This is a genomic window from Amycolatopsis sp. QT-25 (assembly GCF_029369745.1).
Classification (GTDB): domain Bacteria; phylum Actinomycetota; class Actinomycetes; order Mycobacteriales; family Pseudonocardiaceae; genus Amycolatopsis.
Map to the genome: position 1 here is coordinate 7,562,972 of NZ_CP120210.1, position 26,982 is coordinate 7,589,953.

At 70.1% G+C, this 26,982-nt stretch carries 25 protein-coding genes, 1 other RNA gene and 1 pseudogene; 10 read left to right on the forward strand and 17 right to left on the reverse strand.

The genetic code is table 11. The features are described 5' to 3' along the window. Window positions 1-196 precede the first annotated feature (196 nt). The 6 genes from P3102_RS35580 to P3102_RS35605 form a co-directional block, all read right to left on the reverse strand. Window positions 197-697 (reverse strand): uridine kinase, encoded by a 501-nt coding sequence (locus P3102_RS35580; RefSeq protein ID WP_276365045.1) that lies wholly within the window; start codon window positions 695-697, stop codon window positions 197-199. 44 nt (window positions 698-741) lie between these two features. Continuing rightward, entirely contained in the window at window positions 742-1,179 is a 438-nt protein-coding gene (locus tag P3102_RS35585) for a DUF2304 domain-containing protein (RefSeq protein WP_276365046.1), read from the reverse strand. A 12-nt stretch (window positions 1,180-1,191) separates the two neighbouring features. Then, window positions 1,192-1,935: a glycosyltransferase family 2 protein gene (locus P3102_RS35590; RefSeq protein WP_276365047.1), complete on the reverse strand. Its 744-nt coding sequence runs from the start codon at window positions 1,933-1,935 to the stop codon at window positions 1,192-1,194. A gap of 17 nt (window positions 1,936-1,952) precedes the next feature. Next, window positions 1,953-3,929 carry a DUF6541 family protein gene (locus tag P3102_RS35595; RefSeq protein ID WP_276365048.1) on the reverse strand — a complete coding sequence of 659 codons (1,977 nt, stop codon included), beginning with the start codon at window positions 3,927-3,929 and terminating at the stop codon, window positions 1,953-1,955. A 73-nt stretch (window positions 3,930-4,002) separates the two neighbouring features. Continuing rightward, window positions 4,003-5,301: a hypothetical protein gene (locus P3102_RS35600; protein ID WP_276365049.1), complete on the reverse strand. Its 1,299-nt coding sequence runs from the start codon at window positions 5,299-5,301 to the stop codon at window positions 4,003-4,005. Then, window positions 5,298-6,314 (reverse strand): glycosyltransferase family 2 protein, encoded by a 1,017-nt coding sequence (locus tag P3102_RS35605; protein ID WP_276365050.1) that lies wholly within the window; start codon window positions 6,312-6,314, stop codon window positions 5,298-5,300. Before P3102_RS35605 ends, P3102_RS35600 begins: the two co-directional genes overlap by 4 nt. Before the next feature lie 61 nt (window positions 6,315-6,375). Between P3102_RS35605 and P3102_RS35610 the strand changes: the two genes are divergently transcribed. Continuing rightward, on the forward strand, window positions 6,376-7,488 hold the full coding sequence (locus P3102_RS35610; RefSeq protein WP_276365051.1) for a UDP-N-acetylglucosamine 2-epimerase: 1,113 nt from the start codon (window positions 6,376-6,378) through the stop codon (window positions 7,486-7,488). Between the two features lie 238 nt (window positions 7,489-7,726). Here the strand turns inward: P3102_RS35610 and recR are convergent, their stop codons facing one another. After that, entirely contained in the window at window positions 7,727-8,323 is a 597-nt protein-coding gene (recR, locus tag P3102_RS35615; RefSeq protein WP_076156102.1) for a recombination mediator RecR, read from the reverse strand. Between the two features lies 1 nt (window position 8,324). Next, complete coding sequence (locus P3102_RS35620; RefSeq protein WP_125784956.1) at window positions 8,325-8,681, reverse strand: YbaB/EbfC family nucleoid-associated protein; 357 nt, start codon at window positions 8,679-8,681, stop codon at window positions 8,325-8,327. 89 nt (window positions 8,682-8,770) lie between these two features. On the opposite strand from P3102_RS35620, the gene P3102_RS35625 reads away from it, so the two are divergent. Next, window positions 8,771-9,613 carry an N-acetylmuramoyl-L-alanine amidase gene (locus P3102_RS35625; protein WP_276371492.1) on the forward strand — a complete coding sequence of 281 codons (843 nt, stop codon included), beginning with the start codon at window positions 8,771-8,773 and terminating at the stop codon, window positions 9,611-9,613. 63 nt (window positions 9,614-9,676) lie between these two features. Here P3102_RS35625 and P3102_RS35630 read toward each other — a convergent pair whose 3' ends face one another. Beyond that, on the reverse strand, window positions 9,677-11,791 hold the full coding sequence (locus P3102_RS35630) for a DNA polymerase III subunit gamma and tau (protein WP_276365052.1): 2,115 nt from the start codon (window positions 11,789-11,791) through the stop codon (window positions 9,677-9,679). An 82-nt stretch (window positions 11,792-11,873) separates the two neighbouring features. Here P3102_RS35630 and P3102_RS35635 point away from each other — a divergent pair, with 82 nt between their 5' ends. Continuing rightward, on the forward strand, window positions 11,874-12,707 hold the full coding sequence (locus P3102_RS35635) for a fused MFS/spermidine synthase (protein WP_276365053.1): 834 nt from the start codon (window positions 11,874-11,876) through the stop codon (window positions 12,705-12,707). A gap of 10 nt (window positions 12,708-12,717) precedes the next feature. On the opposite strand, the gene ffs is transcribed toward P3102_RS35635, so the two are convergent. Continuing rightward, window positions 12,718-12,812, reverse strand: an RNA gene (gene ffs / locus P3102_RS35640) — signal recognition particle sRNA small type. A gap of 46 nt (window positions 12,813-12,858) precedes the next feature. Between ffs and P3102_RS35645 the strand changes: the two genes are divergently transcribed. Then, window positions 12,859-13,749 carry a serine/threonine dehydratase gene (locus P3102_RS35645; protein ID WP_276365054.1) on the forward strand — a complete coding sequence of 297 codons (891 nt, stop codon included), beginning with the start codon at window positions 12,859-12,861 and terminating at the stop codon, window positions 13,747-13,749. On the opposite strand, the gene P3102_RS35650 is transcribed toward P3102_RS35645, so the two are convergent. After that, entirely contained in the window at window positions 13,727-15,208 is a 1,482-nt protein-coding gene (locus tag P3102_RS35650) for an ATP-binding protein (protein WP_276365055.1), read from the reverse strand. The two genes, P3102_RS35645 and P3102_RS35650, sit on opposite strands and share 23 nt — an antisense overlap. Next, the gene (locus P3102_RS35655; protein WP_276365056.1) at window positions 15,186-15,935 is read right to left on the reverse strand and encodes a response regulator transcription factor; all 750 of its coding nucleotides are present in this window, start codon (window positions 15,933-15,935) and stop codon (window positions 15,186-15,188) included. The genes P3102_RS35650 and P3102_RS35655 overlap by 23 nt, the downstream gene beginning before the upstream one ends. A gap of 243 nt (window positions 15,936-16,178) precedes the next feature. Between P3102_RS35655 and P3102_RS35660 the strand changes: the two are divergent. Continuing rightward, window positions 16,179-16,663, forward strand: a pseudogene (locus tag P3102_RS35660) (hypothetical protein); the annotation flags it as partial. Here P3102_RS35660 and P3102_RS35665 read toward each other — a convergent pair. Next, a complete protein-coding gene (locus P3102_RS35665; RefSeq protein WP_276365057.1) occupies window positions 16,657-17,730 on the reverse strand; it encodes a hypothetical protein in 1,074 nt (357 codons plus the stop codon). The pseudogene P3102_RS35660 and the gene P3102_RS35665 overlap by 7 nt on opposite strands. A gap of 51 nt (window positions 17,731-17,781) precedes the next feature. On the opposite strand from P3102_RS35665, the gene P3102_RS35670 reads away from it, so the two are divergent. From P3102_RS35670 to P3102_RS35680, 3 genes are all read left to right on the forward strand, one after another. Then, window positions 17,782-18,951: a histidine kinase gene (locus P3102_RS35670; RefSeq protein ID WP_276365058.1), complete on the forward strand. Its 1,170-nt coding sequence runs from the start codon at window positions 17,782-17,784 to the stop codon at window positions 18,949-18,951. Next, on the forward strand, window positions 18,948-19,604 hold the full coding sequence (locus P3102_RS35675) for a response regulator transcription factor (protein WP_276365059.1): 657 nt from the start codon (window positions 18,948-18,950) through the stop codon (window positions 19,602-19,604). Before P3102_RS35670 ends, P3102_RS35675 begins: the two co-directional genes overlap by 4 nt. Window positions 19,605-19,671: 67 nt before the next feature. After that, window positions 19,672-19,878, forward strand: coding sequence for a hypothetical protein (locus P3102_RS35680; protein ID WP_276365060.1), 207 nt, complete (start codon window positions 19,672-19,674; stop codon window positions 19,876-19,878). 205 nt (window positions 19,879-20,083) lie between these two features. Here P3102_RS35680 and P3102_RS35685 read toward each other — a convergent pair whose 3' ends face one another. After that, a complete protein-coding gene (locus tag P3102_RS35685) occupies window positions 20,084-20,623 on the reverse strand; it encodes a nitroreductase family deazaflavin-dependent oxidoreductase (RefSeq protein ID WP_276365061.1) in 540 nt (179 codons plus the stop codon). 117 nt (window positions 20,624-20,740) lie between these two features. Between P3102_RS35685 and P3102_RS35690 the strand changes: the two genes are divergently transcribed. Beyond that, window positions 20,741-21,430, forward strand: a complete 690-nt coding sequence (locus P3102_RS35690) for a TetR/AcrR family transcriptional regulator (RefSeq protein ID WP_276365062.1) — start codon at window positions 20,741-20,743, stop codon at window positions 21,428-21,430. Here P3102_RS35690 and P3102_RS35695 read toward each other — a convergent pair. Together P3102_RS35695 and P3102_RS35700 are read right to left on the reverse strand one after the other, a co-directional pair. Further along, the gene (locus P3102_RS35695) at window positions 21,414-22,037 is read right to left on the reverse strand and encodes a TetR/AcrR family transcriptional regulator (RefSeq protein ID WP_276365063.1); all 624 of its coding nucleotides are present in this window, start codon (window positions 22,035-22,037) and stop codon (window positions 21,414-21,416) included. The two genes, P3102_RS35690 and P3102_RS35695, sit on opposite strands and share 17 nt — an antisense overlap. A gap of 25 nt (window positions 22,038-22,062) precedes the next feature. Then, on the reverse strand, window positions 22,063-22,281 hold the full coding sequence (locus tag P3102_RS35700) for a hypothetical protein (protein ID WP_276365064.1): 219 nt from the start codon (window positions 22,279-22,281) through the stop codon (window positions 22,063-22,065). 167 nt (window positions 22,282-22,448) lie between these two features. Between P3102_RS35700 and P3102_RS35705 the strand changes: the two genes are divergently transcribed. Then, window positions 22,449-23,972, forward strand: coding sequence for a 3-hydroxyacyl-CoA dehydrogenase (locus P3102_RS35705; RefSeq protein WP_276365065.1), 1,524 nt, complete (start codon window positions 22,449-22,451; stop codon window positions 23,970-23,972). Between the two features lie 172 nt (window positions 23,973-24,144). On the opposite strand, the gene P3102_RS35710 is transcribed toward P3102_RS35705, so the two are convergent. Then, complete coding sequence (locus P3102_RS35710; protein WP_276365066.1) at window positions 24,145-26,967, reverse strand: PQQ-dependent sugar dehydrogenase; 2,823 nt, start codon at window positions 26,965-26,967, stop codon at window positions 24,145-24,147. Window positions 26,968-26,982: the final 15 nt, after the last annotated feature.

The window sequence follows — 26,982 nt, forward strand, 5'->3', positions numbered from 1 at the left end:
CCGGCCGGAGACACTTTCGTGAGTGGTAAAACTTGCCGCTTCAGTACATGAAGGCCCCTTCCTTGCGCCTAGGTACAGGAAGGGGGCCTTCATGTACTTCGGCAGGGGTGGGGGCGGGCTTTGGCGGCTGCGCCGGTGCGCCTGGAGCGGGCGTGGGGTCACGCGAAACCGCTCCCTCACACCCCACCGGTATGACCTACCACTCGTGAGAAGTGAGCACTCGGTCCGCCGCGGCCCTGGTCCCGTCCACGGCGAACCAGCCCCGCTCGAACAGTTGCCAACGCCGCAGGTGCGCACGGGAGTCCTCGCCGTCCCGGCCCGTCGCGCGGTCGAGGCGTTCGGCCTCGCTGCCGCCGTCGAGCCAGGTCAGCAGCGACAACGACGGCCGGATCCGCGCGCGGCCACTGGAAACACCTTCCAGCACCGCGACGTCGGGGACCGGGATTTCGATTTCTTCACCCGGTCGTGGGGTGCCGCCGGCCCAGTCCACCCGCCGGTAGCGGCCGGGCCTGCCCGCGCGCAACGGTTCCAGTACGCCGGTTTCCAGCCGAGGCCACCACGAAACGGGTTCGTCCCAGGTGGCGAACTCGTCGGTGCTCACCAGCACCACGCGGATCCCGCGGCCGCCGAGTTCGGCCACGATCTTCCCGGCCAGTGTGGACTTCCCGGAGCCGGACGGGCCGTCGACGGCGAGCACGCGGACGCCGCCCAACCTCGGCGAGGCGGCGAGAAGGGCGTCGATCAGCGTGCGCGTGCGGGGCTCACTTCGGGGAGCCCTTTGACGTTGTCGGGCGCGGCCGTCTTCGCTTCGAGCGCGGCGACGCGTTCTTCCAGATCACGCTGGGCGTCGGCGAGTTCGCAGCGGAGCAGCGCGATCTCCTCGACGGAGGTCCGGACCTCCTCTTCGAGATGCCCGACCTCGGTCGACAGATGCAGCGCGACCAGTGCGAGCACCACACCGGCCAAGAGGAAGACGAAGTTCGACGGCGTCTGCACGCCGGTCACCCTGGCCAGGAAGTCGGCGGCCTGCGGAACGAGGGCGAGCACCACCACGCCGACGGCGACGACGAGCCAGACACCCGCGTACTTTTCCCGCAGTTTCCGCCGTCGCATCATCTCGAGGACGACGAACAGCACGAGACAGGCGACGACGATGCTGAGAATGCGCCAGCCAGCCATGATCAGCTCCTTTTACGCCGAATCCGACGAGTCGACGGCGGGGCGGCGGCGCACCAGCGCCAGCAGCAGGGCGAGTCCGGCGCGGCCGAGATAAACGGCCGACTTGACCGGCGAATGGCTCGGCGTTCCGGCCGCCCGTTCGCGCATGATCACCGGGATTTCCTTGATCTTCAGTTCGGCCCGGATCGCCATCACCAGCGATTCGACCGTGTCACCGAGGTATTCGGCCGGATAGTACCCCGCGAACAGTTTGATCGCCTTCGGACCCATCGCCTTGAACCCGGAGGTCACGTCGGTGAGCTTGGTCTTCCCGAGCCGGGAGAAAACGATCGAGAGCGCGACCATCGCGTATTTCCGCGGGCCGCTCGCCTTGTACGAACCCTTGCCCGCGAACCGCGAGCCGATCGCGATGTCGGCGTCGTCGAGCGCGTCCAGCAGGGCGGCGACCTCTTCGGGATCGTGCTGACCGTCCGCGTCCACCTGCACGACGACGTCGTAGCCGCGAGCGGCCGCGTACCGGAAACCGGTGCGCATCGCCCCGCCGACGCCGAGGTTCACCGCCAGGCGGGCCACCTCCGCGCCCGCCGCACGGGCGAGCTTGGCCGTTTCGTCGGACGAGCCGTCGTCGACGACCAGCACGTCCATACCCGGCAAGGACTGCTTGACCTGGGAAATGACCGCGGCGACACTGGCCTGCTCGTTCAACGCCGGCATCACGATGAGTACGCGGCGGGTGGTCACGGACGTACTGGACACTGGATCACTCTATCTTCTTACTGGCCGTGAGCGGTGTCGGACCCGGCGGGTGCGCCGGCGGCGACCACACCTTGCTGACCTTCGATTTCGTAAACCGACGCGTCGGGGTTCTGGAAGACGCGTTTGAAACCCGGTGTGATGTCGAGCCGCTGGAGGCCCACCGCGGACTGCGCGTTGACAGCCACCTTGCCCTTGCCGACGAGCACGTAGCGCACCTTGAGGTCGGTGAGCGCCTCGCGGACGCGCGGCTCGCGGTTGATGTCGTTCAGGAAGACGCTGAGCCAGCCCGCCTTCGTGGTGAACTCGGCGCCGTAGTTGGTCCACTCGACCGGCTGAACCCCCGAAAGGGCGTACATCCACACCGAGCCGTCGGCCCTGTCGTTCATCACGCGCTCGCCCGGCACGACGTGCTTGCCCAGCCAGGCGTAGGCCTCTTCCTCGCCCTTGCTGACCGAGGGACCTTCGCCGTAGTTCATCGCGAGCCGCGCGGAGTTTCGGCCGATGTAGCCGCCCCTGCTCAGCACCGTGACGACCAGGCCGACCACCAGTGCGCCCGCGATGGCCGCGGTGAACGGGTTCAGACCGGGTTTGCGCTCGCCGAGCTTCTCGGCGATCTTGCCCGACATGGTGTGCACGAACTCGCCGAACGCGACCGCGCCGGCCAGCGGCACGAGCGCGCCGATCCGCCAATGGTCGTTGTAGAACACGCCGGTCAGGGTGTGGATGAGCGGGGACTCCATCGAGATCGTCGCGGCGAACAAGCCGCCGAGTACGACGTACGCGCCGACCATCCAGAGCATCCGCCGGTGCTTGACCAGGAAGAACACGCCGATGATCGCCGGGATGCCGATCCACCACTGCGGGAACGAAGCCATCGGCGAGAACGTGATGGTCTGCCCGAACGCGCCGGACACACTGGTCTCCGACGCCCAGAACGCGCTCGTCACGCCGCCCGCGTTGTAGAGCGCGGGAAGAACTTGAGGCACGCCGAGCACGACAGCCAGCCCGATCGTGGCCACCAGCGAAGTGGCGCTTCGGCGCCAGCTGATCTTCTCGAAGCGGAACAGCACCGCGAGCAGGATCAGCAGGAAGTAGACCATGATCACGAAGATCAGGCTGGTGTGCAGGCCGGCCAGCCCGGCGACACCGACGCCGATCGCGACCGGTCCGGCCACGCCGTTCGGCTTGAGCAGCAGGCGGGCGAGCGCGAGCATCGCGGGCACGAGCGCCACCCCGGCGACGTACGGCCACAGGGGGCCGCGCCACAGCGAGTCGTACGGGAACGCGGTGAACCAGGTGGACACGGCCGCGGCGGCGGCGGTCGCGAGGACCGGCATGCGCCAGGCGCGGCACATCGCCGCCACCCCGACCGGGACGGTCAGCACGACCGTGAGCGCCGCCAGGTTCAGCGTCGGCATCATCGTCAGGCCGCCCTTGCCGAAGATCAGGGCGAGCAGCGCGTGATAGGTGTCCGGGTAGAAGTAATCGTGCTGGTTCGGCAGGTTCGCGATGGTGCCGACGGTCGACGCGCGCGCGTCGCCGTGCTCGGCGATCCAGCGCACCAGGTTGCCGTGGAACGGGGCGTCCCAGCCCTGCTGGACGTTCTCCAGGCTGTGCGAACCACGCAGGAAGGTGACCAGGCCGACGCCGAGGCCGACCACGACACCGGCACCGATCAACAGGTGGTCACGCGGGCCGCGCTTCGTCTCGTCGTCGTCTTCGCCCTCGGCCCATTCAGGGTGCCGCTTCGCGGTGAAGCGGAGCACGAGGAACGAAAGACCGAAGCCCACGAGGGACAGCAACAGCACCCACATGCCGACGTTCGGCAGGGTCCAGCGGATGCCGAGGCGGCCGAGGATCGGGATGCCGATGGCGACGAGGCCGAATGTCAGCAGCGGGGCCGCGGCGGCGAGGGTCCAGCCGCGCAGCCTGATCGCGGCGCCGAAGACGAGCCCCGGCAGCCAGAACGCCAGCAAGACCAAAAGAACGTTCATCGAATTCGCTGTCCAACCCTATTCGGCGTCAGGAACGCCACCGAAGTTCGCGGCGCGCGATGGCGCGGCCACACTATCGAGACGCTTCGGAAGGCCGCTCGTTGCCCGTCCCGGGCGTGCCGCGGACCACGAACGCCATGACGACCAGCAGCCCGACGGTCGGGCCGGCGGCGAGGCCGACGACGGCGCGCACGACGGTGTCGCCCGGGAAGAACAGCAGGACCAGCACGGTCGCGGCGACGACCGCGGCCCACGTGATCAGCACCTTCGTGGCCTTGGCCTGCGCGACGAGGACGGCGGCGAGCAACTGCATCGCCGCCAGCAGCACCGAGGACCACACCAGCCCGGCCATCCACCAGGCCTCGGGGTCGTTCTTGGCGTCGTAGACCAGGCGCACCACCCACGGGCCGATCAACCAGCCGATCAGCGCGCCGAGTGCCGCGAGCGCCAGCGCGCCCACCGAGCCGAGCGCGAGCAGCCTGCGCAGCCGGTGCTTGCCCTCGTCGGTGCTGGACAGGCGAACCACGGTCGGAACGGCGAGGGCCTGGACCGGCGCCATCAGCGTGAGCGGTGTCCTGGCCACGAACAGGGCGAGGAAGAGCACACCGAGCTCGTCCTTGTCGCCGCCGGGGGCGAGCAGGCTGACCAGCGCGGGATAGCCGGTGATGACGCTCGCGGTGAGCCCTGCGCCCGCGAGGAGCATCAGCATGTTCTTGACGATCGGCTTGGCGGGCACGTCGGCTTCGAGCTTGGGATCGACCAGCCGGGCGGCACCACGGGCGAAGAGCAGCCAGGCGAACGAGCCGGTCGCGGCGGCGACGGCGAACCAGTACACCTGGGTGAGTCCGGCGACCACCAGCGCGGCGACCACGAGGATCCGCACGGCGGCCTCGACCAGGATCAGCCACGAGTAGGACCGGACGTGGTCCTGGCCGATCAGCAGGCCGCGCGCGGCGAACTGGAAGGCGAACGAAAGCCCGCCCGCGAGCACGATCACGGCGAGCGCGAATTGGCCACCGTAGATTTTGTCGGTGATCGGCGGCAGCAGCGTGACCAGTCCGACGAGCACCACGGCGACCGCGCTGGTGGCGAACGCGAGCACCGCCGGGCGACCGGCCTTGCGGCCGTCGAGCGCGGCGTGCGCGGACTGGCGCGAGATCTCCTGCTCCAGCGGGGACAGGGCGGCGCCCAGTCCCATCAACATGCCCCAGAAGGAGAGCAGGACGGCGTTGTCGGCCTTCGACAGCGTCCGGCCCCAGACGACGGTGAGGAGGTAGCCGAGCGCGATCGCGATCAGCAGGTAGACGCCGATCCGCCCGGCGGATTTCCCGGTGTCCTTCGCCAGTTTCTCGCTGCTCACCGTGCTGTTCATCGCCGCAGCCGGGCCCGCAGCGCCATGAGGATGCCGCGGAGCGCTCCGGCGCCGAAGCCGGCGGCGAACACCGGGGTGAGCCGGGCGACCGCCTTGGCCTCGGCCTTGGTCGCGCCGAACTTCGTCACCGCGAACCCGGCGGTCGTCGAACCCGCGGCGGCCAGCGCGACAGCGGTCTTCGGACGCTTCGCGGCGACGCCGAGCCCGAGTACTCCGACCGCCATGGCGGCGAACAGTCCGTTGCGCGCGGGACCGGGCGACGCGAGATACGAATCGACGAACGTGGTGCCGCGGAAATACGAGTGGCCGATGAACTTCTTGAACGAATCCCGGCCGTGGTAGGTCGCGGAGAAGTCGGGCGCGAGGAAGATGCGGTGACGTTCGGCGATCCAGCGCAGAACACCCGTGTCGTCACTGGCGAAACGGACGTCTTCGAAGAGCGACTCGAACGCGTTGGACGAATCCTCGAGAACGTCCTTCGGCGCGGAAAAGAATCCCGTGCCTTTAGGGAAGACGTCGAACTCTTCGATACCGAAGGACATCAACCGCGGGTTCGCGCAATAACGGCGCCACGGGATCTTGACCAGCCCCGCCATGAATCCCGCGTACGGATTGTGTTCGGACGCGACGTTGACGTGACCGTTCCACACCGTACGTTCGGGATGGTCCACGAGCTGGTCGCGGAGGAAGGTGAGCGAGCCGGAGTCCACGATCACGCGGCTGTCGAGCAGCAGGATCTGCCGCCCGGAGGCCTTCGCGATTCCCGCCCGCCGTGCCTCGAACCGGCCGCTGTTCGGCTGGGTGAGCACGGTGATGCCGTACAGTTCCCGCAGCTCCGCGAGCTTGTCGCCGGTGCCGTCGGTGCTGCCGTCGTCGACCACGACGACCTCGACCGGCCAGTTCGCCGCCTGTGCCGACGCGATCAGCGCACCCACACTGCGGTCGATCCAGTTCTGCTCGTTGTAGACCGGGATCACGACGGACAGGGCCGGGAGGAGCGAATTCGCACTCACCCCGGCGAGGCTACCTTGCGCGGCGCACCAGTATCCTTCGGGCACCGCAGACCCCGACAGAATGGCTCTTCCGGTGATTTCCTTCATTCTCGGCACCACGGCGGAACTGATCAAAATCGCGCCGGTCTACCACGGCATCCTCGAACGCGGGGTCCGGCCGAAGATCTGGTTCACCGCCCAGCACGTCGACGAGGTCTCGGACGTTCTCGCCGATCTGAACCTCCCCGAGCCCGACGTCTGGCTGGTGCCGAAGGAGAGGGCGCACAACCTGGAGTCGCCCGCGCAGGTGCCGGGCTGGGCCGCGCAGGTGCTGCGCACCGCGTGGAGCCGCCGCGCCGAACTGAAGGCCGCGCTGGTCGAGGACGGCCGTCCGCCGCTGGTGCTGGTGCACGGCGACACGTTCACCACGCCGTACGGCTCGCTCATCGGGAAGCGGATCCTCAAGTCGCGGGTCGGGCACGTCGAGGCGGGCGCGCGATCGGGCAGCATCATGTCGCCGCTGCCGGAGGAGCTGAACCGGAAGATCGCCGCGAAGATCGTCGACATGCACTTCGCGCCGAGCGCGCGTGAAGTGAACAACCTCCGCAACGCGCGCGGCGTCGTCGTCGACACCGAGGCGAACACCGCGATCGACGCGATGCGGATGGCCATCAACGGGCCGCTCGACGTCGAGGGCCTGCCGGAGAAGTTCGGCCTCGCCACCCTGCACCGCTTCGAACTGGTCTCGCGCGCGGAGAAGTACCGCGAGGCGCTGGAGATCCTGCGCGAGCAGAGCAAGCAGATGCCGATCCTCTACATGGCGGGCGCGCCCGAGCGCGAGAAGATCCGCTCGCTCGGCCTGGCGAACCTCTTCGACGAGAAGAACTTCATCATCCAGCCGAAGATGCGGTACCTGAAGTTCCTGCCGCTGGTCGCGCGCGCCGAATACGTCGTCACCGACTCGGGCGGCCTGTCGGCCGAGTGCTACTACCTCGGCCTGCCGTGCGCCGTGCACCGCGAGCGCACCGAGACGCCGCAGCACCTCGGCGAGACCGTCGTGCTGACCGAGATGCGCGGGGACAAGCTGCAGAACTTCCTCGACACCTACCAGAACCGCCGCGGTGAGTCCTGGGTCGACAAGTTCCACCCGTCGGAGATCATCGTCGACACGCTGGCTCGCCTGGGCTACTGCTGAGGCTTCGCGCGGCTTCACGGACTGACCTGAAAAGGTCGTTCAGGACAGGGAACGTCTTGAACGACCTTTTCATGACACCGGGGCGGTCTCTCGCACCTGATGCGCGTAAGGGCCCCTCCACGCGCTATGAAAGGTCCTTTACTTGCGAATTTTGCAAGTAAAGGACCTTTCATAGCGTTTCGTGGGCGGCTTCAGGGGCCGCAGGGGCTCCTCGCGGGTCCGTCAAGCGTGCGGGTAGCTAGAGCGCCCGCCTGCCCGAAAGCGCCCGGCCCAGCGTCAGCTCGTCCGCGAACTCCAGGTCACCGCCCATCGGCAGCCCCGACGCCAGCCGCGTCACGCTCAGGCCGGGGAAGTCGCGAAGCATCCGCACGAGGTACGTGGCGGTCGCCTCGCCTTCGGTGTTCGGGTCGGTCGCGATGATGATCTCGCTGATCTCCGCGCCGCCGATCCGCGCGAGCAGCTCACGCATGCGCAGTTGCTCCGGACCGATGCCGGACAACGGGTCCAGCGCGCCGCCGAGCACGTGGTAACGGCCCTTGAACTCGCGCGTCCGTTCGACGGCGAGGACGTCCTTCGGCTCCTCGACCACGCAGATGACCGTGAGGTCGCGGCGGGTGTCGCGGCAGATCCGGCAGGTCTCCTGCTCCGAGACGTTGCCGCAGACCTCGCAGAACTGCACGCCTTCCTTGACCTTGCCGAGCACTTCCTGCAAGCGCGCGATATCCGCGGGATCGGCCGCCAGCAGGTGGAAGGCGATCCGCTGCGCGCTCTTGGGACCGACGCCGGGCAGCCGCCCGAGCTCGTCGATCAGATCCTGGACGACACCCTCGTACAAGCTAGCCGCCGAGCCCGGGGAAGCCGCCGAGGTCCGGCATCCCGCCGCCGAGGCCGCCGGCGAGCGGGCCGAGTTTCTGTTCGGTGAGCTTCTGCGCGTTGGCGGAGGCGTCCCGCACAGCCGCGACGACCAGGTCGGACAGGGTCTCGACGTCGTCGGGATCGACCACCTTGGGGTCGATGGCCAGCGCTTTGAGCTGGCTGTCGCCGGACACGGTCGCGGTGACCAGGCCGCCGCCGGAAGTGCCGGTCACCTCCGTGTTGGCCAGCTCTTCCTGGGCCTCGACCAGCTTCTGCTGCATCTGCTGGGCCTGCTGCATGATCTGCGACAGGTCGAAGCCGCCACCGGGTTGCACCATGATCCGATCGGTCCTCTCCTGGGATATCCCGTGCCGCCTCCCAGCCTAGCCGTCACCCGTGTGGCACCGTGGGCGCCGTGCGACGACGGATGGGCTTTGTGGTGGCGATCGGCTTGACGCTGTTCACGGCGTGCGGCGTGGAGACCCCCGCGTCGTCGCCGCCGAGTCCGCCCGCTCCGGGGACCACCACGGTCTTCACCACACTGCCGCAGCCGAGTTCCGCGTCGAGCACGCCGCCGTCGAGCGCGTCTCAGCCGCCTCCGAGCACACAGCGGCCGAAGACGGGCAAGGTCGTCGTGCTCGATCCCGGCCACAACGGCGGGAACGCCGGCGAGCCCGGGCAGATCGCCAAGCAGGTCCCGGCGGGGCGCGGCAAGACGAAACCGTGCAACACCACCGGAACCTCGACGAATTCCGGCTATCCCGAGCACGCGTTCACTTGGGACGTGTCGCAGCGGATCTCGCAGGCCTTGGCGGCCAAGGGAATCCGCGTCATCCTCACCCGGCAGAACGACACCGGCGTCGGGCCGTGCGTCAACGAACGCGCCGCGATCGGGAACGACGCCGAAGCGGACGCCGTCGTGTCGATCCACGCGGACGGCTCGAATTCCGCCGGAGCGCACGGCTTTCACATCGCCTATTCCGCCCCGCCCCTGAACGCTCAGCAGGGCGAGCCCTCGGTGAAACTCGCGACGGCGTTGCGGGACGGGATCCGCGCGGGCGGCTTCCCGACGTCGACGTACCTCGGTTCGAACGGGCTCGCCCCGCGTGCCGACCTCGGTGGTCTCAACCTTTCGACCCGCCCTGCCGCGCTCGTCGAATGCGGGAACATGCGCAACGCCGCCGAGGCGGCGGCGATGGCGAGCGAAGAAGGACGTCAGCAGTACGCCGCCGTCATCGCGAAGGCCATCGAGGACTACCTAGCGGGATGAGGACCGCCCGCGTTTCGTCCTCCGGATGCGGTCCTTGCGCGGGCAAAGACCGCATCCAGGGGACTACTTGCGTTCGTCGAGCGGGCGGGCGTTGAGGTGGTCGGCGAGCAGTTTCCGGGCGATCTCTTCCGGATCCTTCTCGGGCGGGAGCGGCGGAGGCGGCGGCGCGGGGCTCGCGTCCTCGTTGTAGAGGTCTTCGTCCTCTTCGGCCGGCTCGGGCGGGAGCGGGATGTCGGGCTCGGTGGTCGCCACCTTCGGCCGCTGGGGCTCCGGCTTCGGCGCGGGAGGCGCGGGAGGCGCCGGAGCAGCACCGGGGGCTTCGGCGGACCGGCGGGTGAAGGACCGCTCGGGCGCGGACGGCGGTGGCGCGGCCTTGGGCGCGGCGGCCTGCCGGGGCTGCGCGGCACCGTGGACGCACCGGATCTGCCAGTCGCCGCCGAAGACCTCCTTGAACGCGGCCGCGATGCGCTCCGCGTGCTGCGGCTCGGAAAGCCTCAGCACCACCGGTTTGGTGTTGTGGGTGAGCGTGACGTCGGTGCCCTCGACACTCACCACGCTCGCCTGCGTGAGCATCGCCCCCGTGACGGTAGCGCCGGGGATCTGGCGGATCGCGGCGAGCACGTGCGGCCAGCGGGCGCGGATCCCGTCCGCGTCCGTCGCCCCACCCGGAGCCGCGGCGGGCTCCGGCGCGGCCGGAGGCGGGGTGGGTGCGGCCGGAGGCGGGGTGGGTGCGGCCGGACGTTGCGGAACGGGCCGTTCGGCGACCGGCTCAGGCCGCGCGACGGGCTGGGGAGCGGCTTGGGGAGCCGGTGCCGCCTGCGGGGGTGCGGCCTGCGGTGACGGCGCGGCGGCCTGTCGCGCGGGCGCGGCGGTCCGTTGCGACGGCCGTTGGAACTCGCGGACGGGCTCACCCGAAAAGGCGGCCGGGGCGGGCGCGGACTGCGCCACCGGGGCCGCCTGAACGGCTTGTGCGCCTTGCGCGGCCGGAGCCGGACCACCGGCGACGGGCGCCGGAGCCGAAGCGGCACGGCGCTCCAGTCGTTCCAGCCGGGCGAGCAACGCGTCGGTGCCCTCGGCGACCGAAGGCAGCAGCATCCGCGCCGTCAGCAGTTCCAGCACCAGCCGCGGCGAGGTCGCGCCCCGCATCTCCAAGAGTCCATTGTGGACGATGTCGGCGTAACGCGAGAGCGTGGCCGGCTCCAGTTTGCCCGCCTGCTCCTTCATCTTCTTGAGTTCGTCGTCCGGCGCGGCGACCAGCCCGCGCTCACCCGCGTCCGGCACCGAACGCAGCATCACCAGATCGCGCAGGCGGTCGAGCAGGTCGGTGGCGAACCGGCGCGGGTCGTGCCCGGCCTCGGCGAGGCTCTCGACGGTACCGAAGACGGCCGCCGCGTCGTCCGCGGCCAGCGCGTCGACCATGCCGTCGATGAGCGCGACGTCGGTGACACCCAGCAGCGACACCGCGCGCGAGTAGTCGACGCCGTCCGGCCCGGCCCCCGCCAGCAACTGGTCCAGCACGGATTGCGTGTCCCGCGCCGAACCCCCGCCCGCGCGGATGACCAGCGGATACACCGCGGGCTCGACCTTCGCGCCCTCGGCGGCGACGTTGCGTTCCAGCAGATCACGCATGGAGCTGGGCGGGATCAGCCGGAAGGGGTAGTGGTGCGTCCGCGACCGGATGGTGGGCAGCACCTTGTCCGGTTCGGTGGTCGCGAAGATGAAGATCAGGTGCTCCGGCGGCTCCTCCACGATCTTCAGCAGGGCGTTGAAGCCCTGCGTGGTGACCATGTGGGCCTCGTCGATGATGAAGACGCGGTAGCGCGAGTCCGCCGGGGCGTAGAAGGCCCTGTCCCGCAGCTCGCGGGCGTCGTCGACGCCACCGTGGCTGGCGGCGTCGAGTTCGGTGACGTCGACGCTGCCGGGACCTTCGGGCGCGAGGTTGCGGCACGAGTTGCACTCACCGCACGGATCCGGCGTCGGGCCCTTCGCGCAGTTCAGTGACCGCGCCATGATGCGGGCGCTCGACGTCTTGCCGCAGCCGCGCGGGCCGGAGAAGAGGTAGGCGTGGTTGATGCGCCCGGCGGCCAGCGCCGTACGCAGCGGATCGGTCACATGCTCCTGCCCGACGACCTCGGCGAAGGTAGCCGGACGGTACTTTCGGTACAGCGCTAATGCCACGCGTTGAATCTAACAGTGGCACGTAGCGTCTCCTTTGAGGGCGGCGGCGGGGGGCAGGGATGGATACCGGGAAGGTCCGACGGTGAGACCGGCACCGACCCCAGGCAAGTATCCGGTCCGCTTCGGCACGGCCGAGCTGCTCCGGGACGCCGACCGCCCGAACGCCTGGATGATCTCGGTGGACGGCGTCGCCCAGTCGCACGTCGACCTCGACGACCCCACGGATCTCGAGTTCGACTACATCCGCCGTATCGCCGACGTCGTCGACTGCCTCGGCGACGGGCCGCTCGACGTGCTGCACGTCGGCGGGGCGGCCTGCACGCTCCCCCGCTACATCGCCGCGGCGCGGCCGCGCTCGCGGCAACTGGTCTTCGACGCCGACGGCGAGCTCGTCGCGCTCGTCCGCGAGCAGCTGGGCCTGAAGGGACTGAAGGTCCGTGTCGGCGACGGCCGCGAAGGCGTCTCCGGCAGGTACGACGCTTCGGCCGACCTGGTCATCGTGGACGCTTTCGAACGCGGAGTCCTGGCAGGCGGGCTCGCGACCGTCGAGTTCACGAACGAGGTCGCGCGCGTCCTCCGGCCGGCCGGAACCTACCTCGCCAACATCTCCGACGGCCCGAACCTGCCGTTCCTCCGCCGGTTCCTGGCGACACTGGCGACGTCGTTCCCGCACCTCGCGCTGCTCGCGGAACCGGGTGTCCTGCGGGGCCGCCGGTTCGGGAACATCGTGGTCGCCGCTTCCCGCGTCGAACTGCCGGTGACCGGGATGACCCGGCGGGCCGCGTCGTCCGCCTACCCGGCTCGCTGCGTCGCCGGCGAAGACCTCCGCGACCTGCGAGGCAAGGCGAAACCCGTCACCGACGCGGAAGCCCTGCCGTCACCGGTGCCGCCGAAAGACGTCTTCGGGATCTTCTGACCCCGGAAATCGAAGGGGACCCCGCGCACCCGTCAGAGCTTGCTTATCCTTGCTGCCTTCCGGCCCTGGGGAGGTTCACAAGATGGACGCCGCGCGGGGTCCGGGGACCAGTGTAGTCACTCCCGTCCCGGCATGGGGGACAGTGGGGGGTATGAACACTCCGACCTGGGAAGACGTCCTCAAGGCCGCCGAAGCCGTCCGCCCGTTCGTGCGACACACGCCGCTGCTGCGCGCCGAGGTCGACGGGCGGCCGCTGGTGCTCAAGCTGGAGCAGCTGCAGCGGAGCGGGTCGTTCAAACTGCGGGGCGCGGTGAACGCGCTGCTGAGCGGACCGGCGCCAGAGCGCGTGCTGACGGCGTCCGGCGGCAACCACGGGCTGGGCTTGGCGATGGCGGCTTCGCTGCTGAACCTGCCCGCGACGGTGTACGTGCCGGAGTCGGCTCCGCGGGCGAAGACGGCCCGGATCGAAGCGGCGGGTGCCAAGCTCATCCGCCACGGAGCGACGTACGCCGAGGCGGCCGCGAAGGCGCTCGAGGCCGCGTCTGAGCCGGGCACCCGGTACCTGCACGCCTACGACGACCCCATCGTCGTCGCCGGTCAGGGCACCGTGGCGGCCGAAGTGGTCCAGGACGCGCCGGACGTCGACGCGTTCTCGGTCGCGGTCGGCGGTGGCGGGCTCGCCGCGGGTACGTCGCTGGCCGGGTTGCCGACGTACGCCGTCGAGCCGGAGCGATGCCGCGCGCTCGACGCGGCGTTGGCGGCGGGCGAGCCGGTGGACGTGGAGATCGACTCGGTGGCGGCGTCGGCGCTGGGCGCGACCAGGATCGGGAGCGTCCCGTTCGCCGTGCTCCGGGATCGGGTGACGTCCGTGCTGGTCAGCGACGCGGAACTGCTCGCCGCGCGGGACCGGCTCTGGGAGGAGTTCCGCCTCGCCGTCGAACCGGCCGCGGCGGTCCCGTTCGCCGCGTGGCTGGCCGGGCGGACCGAGGGCGAGCTGCCCTGCGTCATCCTGTGCGGCGCTAACAGTGACTGGACGCCCTGAGCACGACCCGGAACTCCGTCCGCCCCGGACGGCTGGCGACCCCGACCTGCCCGCCGTGCGCGGCGACGACGGCCGCGACGATGGCCAGGCCGAGGCCGGTGCTGCCCGCCGCCCGCGACCGCGAGTCGTCGCCGCGGGCGAAGCGTTCGAAGACGTCAGGGAGGATCTTCGGCGAAATACCCGGCCCACCATCGACGATGGACAGTGTCACCGTTGTGTCCACTATGGACAAGGAAGTGGCGACCTCGGTACCCGCCGGGGTGTGCGTGCGCGCGTTGCCCAGCAGGTTGATCACCACCTGGTGCAGCTGATCCGCGTCGCCGAGGACGGTGATCGGCTCCGGTGGCACCTCCAGCAGCCACTTGTGCGCCGGCCCGGCGACGTGCGCGTCGGCGACGGCGTCCGCGACCAGCCGGGACAGATCGACCGGCCGGCGCACCACCGGACGGCCGGAGTCGAGCCGCGCGAGCAGCAGCAGATCCTCGACCAGGCCGGTCATCCGCGTCGATTCCGACTCGACCCTGCTCATCGCGAACGCGATGTCCGGCGGTACCGCGGAGCCGGACCGCCGGGTGAGTTCGGCGTAACCGCGGATGGCCGCGAGCGGGGTCCGCAGTTCGTGGCTGGCGTCCGCGACGAACCGGCGCACCCGGCTCTCACTGGCCTGGCGGGCGGACAACGCGCTCGCGATGTGGCCGAGCATGCGGTTGAGCGCGAAACCGACCTTGCCGACCTCGGTGCGCGGATCGGTGTCCACTTCGGACACCCGCTCGAACAGCGCGACCTCGCCGCGGTCCAACGGGAGTTCGGCGACCCTGGTCGCGGTGGCGGCCAGGCGGTCGAGGGGTTTCATGGTGCGCCGCACGGTCACCGCACCGAGCGCGCCCGCCAGCAGGATGCCGCCGGCGGCCACCCCGCCGAAGATGAAACCGAGGTTCCACAACGTGTCCGTGACGTCCTTCGTGGGCAGTCCGGTGATCGCGACGCTGCCGTTGGCCACCGGTTCGGCCACCACGCGGTACTCCCCGAGCGCCCCGAGGTCCACGTCGGCGGGCTTGTCGGTCGGCGCCGACCGCAGCAGGGCGGACAGCGGGGCCGGGCCGATCGGGTCGTGCGGGAACGGATCGGCGATCTTCGCGTCGTAGCTGGACCGCAGCACCGCCGCGATCACACTCCCGTCCGGGAGGATGGTCACGAACAGCGAACCGGTGCTCTGCCCGTACGCGCGCAGGCCCTCGGGGACCCGTTCCCCGCCGGGACGGCCCGGTGGCGGCGGACGGCCGGCGCGTTCACTCGTCTCGGCGAGCCGGGCGTCGAGCTGGTCGAACAGGAAATCACGCAACGCCAGTTCGGTCACCACGCCGACCGCCAGGCAGACCAGCGCCAGCAATCCCGCGACCTGCGCGATCAACCGCCGTCGCAGGGACCACGGCCGTCTACCCCGCCGGTTTGAGCACATACCCGGCGCCGCGCATCGTGTGGATCATCGGTTCCCGGTCGGCGTCGATCTTCTTGCGGAGGTAGGAGATGTACAGCTCGACGATGTTGGCCTGGCCACCGAAGTCGTAGCTCCACACCCGGTCGAGGATCTGCGTCTTCGACAACACCCGCTTGGGGTTTCGCATGAGGTAACGCAGCAGTTCGAACTCGGTCGCGGTCAACGGCACCAGATCGCCGCCGCGGCGCACTTCGCGGCTGTCCTCGTCCAGGGTCAGGTCTCCGACGACGAGCGTCGAACCGCTCGGCCCGGCCATCCCGCCCGCGCGCCGGAGCAGCGCGCGCAGCCGCAACGCGACCTCCTCCAGGCTGAACGGTTTGGTGACGTAGTCGTCGCCGCCCGCGGTGAGCCCGGCGATCCGGTCCTCCACCGCGTCCTTCGCGGTCAGGAACAGCACCGGCAGGTCCGGCACCTCGGAACGCAGGCGCCGCAACACGTCCAGGCCGCTCATATCCGGCAGCATGACGTCCAGCACCACCGCGTCCGGCCGGAACTCCCTGGCGACGCGGACCGCCTCGACGCCGTCGGCGGCGGTGCGCACGTCCCAGCCCTCCATGCGCAGCGCCATCGACACGAGCTCGGACAGGGTCGCCTCGTCGTCCACGACCAGCACCCGCACGGGGCTGCCGTCGGCACGGCGCAGAGCGGCCTTGCCGGAGCCGGACGAAGGGACGTTCACACCGGTCATGCTGCCATCCTGGGCGGCCCCGATGAGGCTTCTCTGTGTCCCGCCTGTGTGTTTCCTGTGAACGATCACCCAGGGAGCGAACACAGCGCGGGCCCACCGACGGCACAGCTTCCGCACAGCGACGGCGCCGGCCGTGGCCGCGACCGACCACCCGGAGGCGACCGGACGACCGAACCGACCCACCCCGCCGGACTCCCGCGGCCGAGACCGCCACCTGGGGTGCGCCTGCCCCCGGCAGGTGAACCGAAGAAGACCTGGTCGGGCCGCGAGACCGCGATCGCGGCCGTGGTGGCGGCGGTGATCGCCGCCGGCGGCGGGGCCGCGGCCGGAACCGTCGCGAACGGCGCCGACCGGAGCGGGATGACGGGCGGCCCCGGGTGATCGCCGGCCCTGGCGAGGGCATGCCCCGCGACACGCCGCACGGCGACTTCGTCGTCTCCGGCGGCAACGGCGGCTACCGCACCGAACGGACGCGGACCGGCGCGATCACCGCGATCAGCGCGACGTCCGTCAGCCTGACCGGCAAGGACGGCTACAAGCAGGTTTACGCGATCGACGCGTCGACGAAGAAGACCGGTGATCCCCGGGCCGGCCAGACGGTGACGGTGAACGCCAAGGTCACCGGCGGCACCGCGACGGCGACGGTCATCGGCGAACCGGGGCGGAATCGGCGCGGCGGGCCACCCGGTCAGGGCCGACAGGGCCGGGGTGGCCCGCAGCGCTACTGAGCCATGACGGCGAGCAGCGCGGCGGCCGTCTCGGCGGGTTCCTGCCCGGAGGTGTCCAGGACGACGCGGCCGGTGCGGGCCTGCCGCATCCGGGCCGCCTCGGTGACCGCGCGGGCGGCCACCCGGTCCCGCACGGCGGGTGGCACGCCGCGTAGTTCGTCGCCCGCCAGCAGCGCGGATTCGCCTTCGGCGCGGCGCCCGACGCGTTCGGTGAGCGTCGGGGCGTCCGCGTCGAGGTGGACGACGGCGACCTCCTCGAAGACCCGCCGGTGCTCCGGGCGGAACTCCCTCGCGACGACGATCAGCCGTTTCGCTCCGGCTTCGCGGTAGCCGCGCCAGACGGCCGCGAGGTTCGCCGCCTCCAGCGCCGGATCCGGGCCGGGGTGCACGAACCCGAGTTGGGCGAGATCCACGTAGGCGACGGGCATCTCGCGCGCCCAGAGGGTGCGCAACGCGCTGAAGGCGGCTGTCGATTTGCCGACCGCCGTCGGTCCGGTCACCACGGTCACCGGACCGGGCAGCGGCTCGACGACACCCGGCGCCCGGACCGGTTCGTCACCCACGACACAACGCGGGAACAGCGCTTCCACGGTCTCCTCGTGCCGTTGCCCGGTCGTGTCCATCGCCTCGCCGAAACCGGTGCGGTCGTAGGCGTCCGCCACCGCGAAGAGGTCGGGCAGGGCCGCGGCGGGTGAACCCCGGCCGAGGAACCTGCTCCGGAGTTCGTCGCGATCGCACGTCAGCCGGATGAGCGTGAGGTCGAAGTCGCGGCCTTCGAACTGCCGCTCGACCCCGTTTTCGGGGTCCACCACGCCGGACACGACGAGCTGCCCGGCCCCCCGGGAACGCAGGATCTCCAGCACCCGCAGCAGATTGGCCGCCTTGATCGCGTGTGCGGCTTCGCCACCGCCCGGAGGCGGGCCGATCAGTCCGAGTTGGTCGATGTCGACGTATGCCACCTTGCCGCCCGTTTCCGCGATGCGCGTGTACAAACCCCAAGCGGTGGTGGATTTACCGGCTCCCGGTGCTCCGGTCGTCCAGAGCACGGGAGTCTTCGTGGTCCCCATGGCTTCCGAGCTTAAGAACTTTGTCGAGCGAAATAGGGCAGAGTTGAGCGTGTGCGGGACATCAGTGGTTCGCTGGCGAGACAGGCGTGCGCGGTCGCGGCCGTCTGCCTGGTCGCCGACGCGGGGCTGTACCTCATCGGCGGACCGCCGCTCTCGCTCGGCTGGCAGGCGTGGGTGGTGTTACTGGGCGGAATCCTCGCCAACGCCGCGCTCGCCGGGCCTTCGCGGTACTCCGGCTGGGTTTCCGCCGCACACGCCGTGCTGCTCACCGCCGCGCCGCTCCTGCTGTTCCCGTACGACCACTACCTGCAGGCCACGAACGCGGGCGTGCTGATCGCGGGCTACCGAGCGGGCGCCTGGCTCGCGACGAAACCCGCGCTGGCCGCACTCGCCGCGATGCTCGCCGGTCTCGTCGCCTGCAACCTCATCCCGGTGGACCGGGGCGACCGGGACTGGCGGCTGCTGCTCATCGACGTCGGCGTGAGCGGGCTGCTGCCGTGGATGGTCGGCCGCTACACGACCGCGCGGCGCGCGTACATCGCCGATCTTCAGCGCGCGGAGGAACAACGGCGGCAGCACGAAGCCGAGGCCGTCCGCCGCGCCGTCGTCGAAGAACGCACGACGATCGCCCGTGACCTGCACGACGTGATCTCCCACCACGTCAGCGCGATCGGCGTGCACGCCGGGGCCGCACGACTCGGGCTCCCGAAGGGGGAACCCGCCGTGCGGCGTTCGCTCTCGGCCGTCGAATCGTCGAGCCGGGCCGCGATGGCCGATCTGCGGCGTCTGCTGGATCTCTTGCACGGCAAGGAGAACGGCGACGCGCAACGCCAGCCGGGGTTGGACAACCTCGACGAGCTGCTGGACAACCTCCGCACCGCCGGGCTGCCCGCGCGGCTGACCAGTCACGGCGGCCCGCGGGAACTGCCGGGCTCGGTGGACATCGCGTTGTACCGCATCGCGCAGGAGGCGCTGACGAACGCGTTGCGGCACGGTCGTGGCGGGATCGTCGAGATCGACCTCGCCTACCGGCAGACGGAGGTCGTCCTGGCGATCACGAACGAGGTGGGCCGCCCGAATCTGTCGGCCGAGTCGACGAAACGCGGCCTCGCCGGGATCAGGCAACGGGTCGCGTTGTTCGGCGGGCAGGCGGAATGCGGGCCGCTCGACGACGGGCGGCACTGGCGGGTTCGAGTCGGTTTTCCTTTGGAGGCACGGTGATCCGGGTTCTGCTGGCGGACGACCACGCGATGTTCCGGTCCGGCATGCGCGCGGTGCTGGACACCCAGGCGGATTTCGAATGCGTCGGCGAGGCGGCGGACGGACGCGAAGCCGTCACGCAGGCCGCCAAGCTGCGCCCGGACGTCGCCGTGCTCGACGTCCGGATGCCCAAATTGGACGGCCTGGCCGCGACCGAGGCGATCATGTCCGCGCCGGGTAACGACACCCGTGTCCTCGTGCTGACGACGTACGACTCCGACGAGTACGTGTATCGCGCGCTGCACGCCGGCGCGAGCGGGTTCCTGTTGAAAAGTCTCGCACCCGAGGAACTCGTCTCGGCCATGCGCGTCGCCGCGCGCGGAGACGCGCTGATCGACCCGACGGTGACCCGGCGGCTCGTCTCGACCTTCGCCACCAGCATCGCCCCCGCGGCCGCCGAACCGGCGGAACTGGAACGGCTCACCTCACGCGAACGGGAAGTCCTCATGCTCGTCGCCGACGCCTCCAGCAACGCGGAAATCGCCGCGCATCTGCACGTGGGCGAAGAGACGGTGAAGACACACGTTTCCCGCATCCTCGCCAAACTCGGGTTGCGCGACCGGGTGCACGCCGTCGTCTACGCGTTCCGGAACGGTCTGGTCGGCAGACGGTGATCGGTTCGCCCCAGGGGGCTCCCGGTGCCAGAATCTCGGCAAGGCATGTCGAGGCGGGGAGCGATGGATGAAACGCTGGGTCACGCTCACGATCGGACTGGTCCTGCTGCTGGTCGGTGGCGTCTGGGTGCTCCAGGGCATCGGCGTGCTGACCGGCAGCTTCATGACCGGGCAGAAGCTGTGGTTCCTGATCGGGCTCGTCGCGTTCCTGATCGGGGTGGTGCTGGTGGCGGCCACCGTCCGCCGATCGCGTCGGGCCCCCGCTGAGGATTAGACCGCGCCTTTCGACCAGCGCTTTCGCCATCCGCTGTCCGATGGACGACACGCGTGCGGGGAGGGACGACAAGCGTGTCCAGACGGCCGACACGACCGTGAGATCCCGGCGGCACGCGTGTCGTCCATGCAGCCACGCGTGCCGTCCATGCAGTCACGCGCGTCGGCCATGCAGCCACGCGTGAAGGGGGCCGGATCACGCGGCCTCAGGCGATCTTGAAGATCGGGTAGCCGGGCGCGATCTCCAACAGCTTTTCGTCGGAGGCCTTCGCGTCGACGCCGTCGAAGAACACACCGACCTCGAACTTCCAGCGCTTGAGGTACGCGCGCAGGATCTCCGGCTTCTCGTCGTCGGCGAGTTCGGTGCAAGTGAACGTCTCGGTCCGGCGCCCGACGCTGAGCTGTCCTTCGCCCGAGACGCGCAGGTTACGCACCCACTGCGTGACACCCCGAGGAGCGACCAGGTAACGCTCGCCGTCCAGCTTCAGCAGGTTGACCGGGACCGAGCGCGGTTCGCCGCTCTTCCGGCCGCGGACCGAGAGCACCTGGCTGCCCAGAACGGAGACGCCCAGCTTCGTCAGCTTGAGCACGAACTCGTTGAACGCGTTGGTCGCCTTGGCCGGCTTGACGTAGCGGGTGACCGCGGCACTGGTATTAGCGACAGCCTTGGTGTCGGGGACGGCAGAGGTGTCGTCGGTGGGGATCCCGACGGTAGGGATACCGGCGGGGGCGGAAGTGGCGGTCATCTCGGCTCCTCGAAGTCTTCGAGAGCAGTGCTCTCCGTTAAGAGCAGTGAACACCAGAGCGCCGCGCCACGTCAAGAGCAGTGCTCTTGTTTAAGTGCAATGCTCTACAGTGAGCGCATGGCCGCCACCCAGACCGCGCGCGAACGTGCCCGAGCCGAGCTCACCCGCGAGATCAAGGACGAAGCCCGTCGCCAGCTCGCCGAAGTCGGCGCGCTCGGCCTCTCGCTTCGTGCGGTCGCGCGGGAGCTGGGCATGGTCTCGTCGGCGCTCTACCGGTACTTCCCCAGTCGGGAACAGCTGCTGACCGCGCTGATCGTCGACGCCTACAACGCCGTCGGCGAAGCCGCGGAGGCGGCCGACGACCCTGCAAAGTCCTCGCCGGCACGGTGGGAGTCGATCTGGCACGCGGTCCGCGCCTGGGCGAAGGCGCACCCGCACGAATACGCGCTGATCTACGGCTCGCCGATCCCCGGCTACCAGGCCCCGCAGGACACCGTCGCACCCGCGGGCCGGGTGGCGTTCGCACTGGTCGCGGTCCTGCGCGACGCGAACCTCCGGGTGGAAACCGAGGTCGGCGAGATGCCCGTCGAGCTACTGCGCCAGCTCGACGCCGTCACGGAAATCCTCAAGATCAACCTCGCGCCCGAGACGGCCTCCCGGCTGATCATGGCCTGGACCCAGCTGTTCGGGATGCTCAACTTCGAGCTGTTCGGCCAGTACGTCGGCTCCGTCGACCCGTCGGACGCCTTCTTCACGCACGGGGTCCGTCAGATGGCCGAGTTCACCGGGATCAAGATGACCGGCTGAGCGCGGTCCAAGACCGCATCAGCAGCTGGACGGCGTCCACCACGTCCTCGTCGCCGGTCCCCTCGGGGCTGAGGAAACGCTGCAGCAGGAGACCGTCCTCGAGCGCGTGCAGGATCAACGCGAGGAACGCCGGGTCCGCGGGCGGTTCCGCGCCCCGCGCGGCGAGTTCGGTGCGGATCGAGGTCTCCAGCAGTGCCCTTGTCGACTTCTCGCCTTCGCCGACGAGCGGGCGTGCCTCGGGATTCCGCAACGCGTAAAGGGCCAGCTCGGTGCGCAGGGTGAGCCAGCCGGCGAGGTGTTCGGCGCGTTCGACGTTCCACGCGCGCAGCCGGTCCATCAACTCCGCGAAGGAGCCGACGCCCTCGCGCAACGCGGAGACCTCTTCGGCCTCGCGTTGGGTCCGGCGGCGCAGCAGTTCGACGACCAGCTCGTGCTTGCCGTCGAAGTTGCCGTAGAAGGCCCCTCGGGTGAATCCGGCCCGTTCGGCGATCTGCTCGACGGACGTGCCGTTGACCCCTCGTTCGGAGAACAGCTCGGCGGCCGCCGCGAGCAGGCGCTGCCTGGTCTGCTCGCGGCTTTCTTCCCGCGTCAAGCGTTTCGCCGTCACACGGCGATCTTAGAGCGGTGCCGAATCAGCTCTCCGCGGGAAAACGCACTTCGAGCTCCCGGCTGTTCTTCCGGCCGGTCAGCCACACCCCGGCCGCGAGGACGGCGGCGGCGACCACGACGGCCACCGCGGTGAGCGGCCACCACGCCTGGCTCGCCAGGAGCGCGGCGACGGCGCCGAAGAGAACGGCGACGAGGAGCAACGGCGTGGTCCGGACGACTGTGGCGGCGGGGATGGTGGTCATGGGAGGTTTCCCTTCGGAGCGGGGCGCGGAACACTCGGTTTTCGCGGAGGAGACCGCGCCGGCTCGGTGGCCTTACGCCGAGCGGGGCACGGATCACCCTTCCGGGCGAGATACCGGCGTGGCGGCTAGCGTCACGCCGGAGACGACTCAAGGAAAGGCGGCTCGCGGTGGAGAAGTGGGCGGAGCAGGTCGGCAGGATCCGGGTCATCGGAACCGGGGTGATGGGCCGGGGCATCGTCCAGCTCGCCGTGACGGCGGGGCTCGAGGTCGAGCTCGCCGACGCCCGGCCCGACGCCGTCGGCGAAGCCGTCGACCACGTCGGCGCGATGCTCGGCAAGCTCGCCTCGAAGGGCAAGATCACCGAAGAAGCCGCCACGGCCGCGAGAGGCAGGCTGATCGCCGCCGAAGACCCGCTCGCCCCCGCCGACGGCGTCGACCTCGTCATCGAAGCGGTCCGCGAGGACTTGGAGAGCAAACGCGCGCTGTTCGCCGAACTGGAACGGGTCTGCGGCCCGGACACCGTGTTCGCCACCAACACCAGTTCGCTTTCGGTCACCGAGATCGGTGCCGCGCTGACCGAGCCGGGCCGCTTGCTCGGCCTGCACTTCTTCAATCCGGTCCCGCTGATGCGACTGGTCGAGGTCGTGCCCGGCGCGCGGACCGCCGCATGGCTGCCGCCCGCCGTGACCGAACTCGTCCGCGGCTGGGGGCACGAACCCGTCCTCGCCCGCGACGCACCGGGCTTCCTGGTCAACCACGCCGGCCGCGGGCTGGGCACCGAGGCGCTGCAGATCCTCGCCGAAGGGATCGCGACCCCGGCGGAGGTGGACCGCGTCGCGCGTGACGTGCTCGGTCTGAAACTCGGCCCGTTCGAACTGCTGGACCTCACCGGTCTCGACGTCTCGCACGCCGTGCTCGAAAGCATCTGGAGCGGCTTCCACGGTGAACCGCGGTTGCGGCCGTCGTGGCTGACGCGTCCCCGCGTCGCCGCCGGGCTGTTCGGACGCAAGACCGGCGAGGGCTTCTACCGCCATGTCGACGGGCACCAGCAGGTCGAGCCGGAGGCGGCCGCACCGGAAGCCCCCACCACTCCGGTGTGGGTCGACGACGAACGGCTCGGCACACTGCTCTCGGCGGCGGGGATCCAGGTCGTGCACTCCGCCTACCCGGACACGGTCCTGATCGTCAGCCCGATCGGGGCGTCCACTGTAGACACGGCAGTGGCCGCGGGTCTCCCGGCGGAACGGGTCGTCGGCGTCGACCCCCTCGGCGGCTACGGGAAACGGCTGACGCTTTCGGTCCATCCCGCGCTCGATCCGGCCGCCGGCCGCACCGCCTGGGGCGCGCTCGCCGCGACCGGGCTGCCGGTGACCGTGGTCCGCGACGGCCCCGCGCCGATCGCGCAGCGGCTGCTGGCGTCGATCGTCAACACCGCCTGCTTCATCGCCGGACAGTGGCTCGCCACGCCGGAGGACATCGACACCGCCGTCCGGCTCGGCCTCGGCTACCCACGCGGCCCGCTGACCTGGGGTGACGAAGCGGGTGCGGACCTCGTACTGCGGGTCCTGCGCGGCCTGGTCGCGAGCACCGGCGACCAGCGTTACCGGCCGAGCGCCTGGCTGACCGAACGGGTCGCGCTCGGCCTGCCGCTCACCTCGACGGGCACCGTCCCTGCCGACCTCCTGCGCTGACCATCGATACCGGGCGCAGTCCTCGCTGAAGTCACTGAAACCCCTGAAGCCCCTGAAGCCCCTGAAGCCCCTGAAGCCCCTGAAACCACTGTGGGCGACCTGACCGGAAAGCCAGAAGGCCTCCTCCCCCCGGCTGAGCCGGGGGAAGGAGGCCTTCACGCCTGACCGGTGCCTACCAGGGGCGGTCGGTCACCGCACCGTTGGAGGCGTTCCAGAACACGTAGCCGCCCTGGAAGTTGTTCTGCCTTCCGCCGGTGACGACGATTTCGTCGGTGGTCGGGTAACGCAGGTAAGAACGTTCCCAGCCGAGCGCCGCCCAACGCTTGCGGATCTCGCCCCACACGCCGTGCGCGTCGGTCGCCATCGACCAGTAGATGGAACCGGCCTTGGTGAAGTGGGTGTACCGGCCGACACCGTCCGGGGTCGCCGCCTCGTCGGTGGCCGGGTAGCCCATGGGCCCGGCTTCCCAGCCGAGTGCCTCCCAGCGGACCCGGATCCGGCCGTGGATCGCCCTCGCGTCAGTCTGGGCGGTGTAGTAGATCGAAGCGGCCTTGCTGAAGTGGTTGTAGCGGCCGAGTCCGTCCGGAGTACCCGCCTCGTCGGTGCTCGGGTAACCCAGCGGTCCCCGCTCCCAGTCGAGCGACGCCCACTTCTGCCGGATCCTGCCGTAGATCGGGTGGGCTCCGGTGTTCACGGTGTAGTAGATCGACGCCTGCAGCACGCCCGGCCAGACCGGGAAGTGGTTGTACCGGGCGACACCGTCCGGAGTGGCCTGTTCGTCGGTGGCGGGCGGACCGAACTTCACGTGCCCACCGGCGGCGAGGTACTTCTTGAGGATCTCGCCTTCGATCTGCTTGACGCCCGTCTCCTTCGACCAGTACAGCCGCCCGCGCTCGTAGGTGCGGAAGCGGACCGTGCCGTCGACGGCTTCGGGTGCGGTCGGCGCGCCGAGCCGCTGCGCCAGCGCGGGTTCGTCGCGGTAGCGCTTGTCGATCGGCGTGATGTAGTTCGCCGTGATCGTCTGGTCGGTGGTGCCCATGGTGATGTTCGTCAGCCGCCCGGTGGCCCCGTTCGACCAACCGGTGAAGGTCGACGAACCGTCGGAAGCGACCTCGGCCGCCTGGATCTCGACGGTCGCGCCTTCGACCACCATCGCCGAGATGGCCCCGCCCTCCGGCGTGATGCCGAGCGCCGCGGCGACGTTGCTGGTCAGGGTCAGCCGGTGCTCGCGCGGCTTCGCGACGTAGGTCTTCGAAACCGTGACACCGGCGCTGTCGGTCGCCGTCGCGGTGAACTCCAGGTTGGAGTCCGTGTGGTCGGTGAACGGCATGGTGAACTCGGGGCCGGTGCCGCCGCGGTCCGGATGCGCGTGGCAGACCGCGTTCTCCGGGCAGTGCCGGACCAGCGTGGTCCAGGTGACCGGGAGGGCGCCGTCCTCGGTGTCGGTGATGGTCGCGCCGACCTTGACCTCCTCGCCGACCGCGAACAGGCGGTCACCGGGGTCGGTCATGAGCAGTTTCGGCGAGTGGTTTCCGGGCGCCACGGCGATGTCCGTGCTCCCGGACGCCCGCAGGCCGTCCTTCACCGTCAGTTTCGCGGTGAACTTCTCGGTCCCGGCCGCGTAGGTGTGGCTGACCTTCGCACCGGTGCCGGTGGTGCCGTCACCGAAGTCCCACTCGTAGGTCAGCGGGTCGTTGTCGAAGTCGTAGGAACCGCTGCCGTCGAAGGAGACCGTGCGGGTTTCGGGGTTCGTCTCCGAAGTGGCCACCGCGACGGGCGCCTTGTTCCCCGTGGTGTAGCTGAGCCGTCGCAGCAGACCGGTGTAGATGTCGGCGTAGACGATGTCGCCGTTGGCCGCGGCCAGGAACTTGACCGGACCGCCGATACCGGTGAACTTCGGCGGCGTCTCCTGCGGCCGGACGACCCGGCCCTGCGTGTCGTACTTGGCCGTCCACAGCTTCTGAGTGGCGTAGTCGCCGAAGAAGTACGCGCCCCGGTATTCCTCCGGGTACGACTCTCCATTGTAGACAATGCCGGCGGTGATGCTGTTGCCGTTGTCGATGCCCTGCCCGTGGCGGACCGCCAGCATCGGCGGGGTGTTCACGGCCGAAGCGCACTGCGGCATCGCGGAGAAACCGTCGGCGGGCTGGTTGCCCTCGAAGCACGGCCAGCCGTGGTTCGCGCCCTTCTGGACGAAATTGATCTCTTCCCAGGTGCCCCAGCCGACGTCGCCGACCACCGGGAGGCCGGTGCTGGCGTCGAGGCTGAACCGGAACGGGCTGCGGAAGCCGCTCGCGAACACCTTGGAACGCAGCGAGTTCGGGTTCGCCGCGGTGTAGTACGGGTTGTCCGGCACGCCGGCGCCGTCCGCGGTGAGGTGGAAGATCTTGCCGAAGATCTTGTCGAGGTCGTACACGTTGAGCGCGAACGGGTCGGCCGCGCCCTGGAAACGGGAGCTGTCGCCGGTCGAGACCCACACCGTGCCGTCGGGGGCGGCCACGACACCGGTGATGCCGTGGATGTCGGTGTTGGCGGCGCCCTCGATGAGCACCTTCTCCCCGGTCAGCCCGGTCGGCCGGTCGGTGCCGGAGACAGTCCAGCGCGAGGCGCGCAGGGCGATCCCGCCGCCGGCGACGTCGATCGCGCGGGCCGTGTAGATCGCGCGGGAGGTGGCGTAGTCGGGTGCGATCGCGATGCCGACCAGCCCGAGGTCGCCGGTGCTGCGAACGGGCAGGGTGGCGATGCTCTGCGCCTGCCCGGTGGCGGACACCCAGGCGACGTTGCCCTGCTTGCCGGTGGTCAGCATGGAGCCGTCGGGCAGGTACGCGAAGTCGGTCAGATCGTATGGAGCCTGCCCGCTCTGCTGGTCACGCAGGACGAAGCCGGGCGGCAGAACGGGTGCGGCGGACGCGGAAGTCGACGTCAGCGGTACCAGCAAGGTCACTATCAGCAACGTCACGACGGCGTGACACAGCACACGGAATTTCGAAGGCATGCAAGGGCCCCTTCC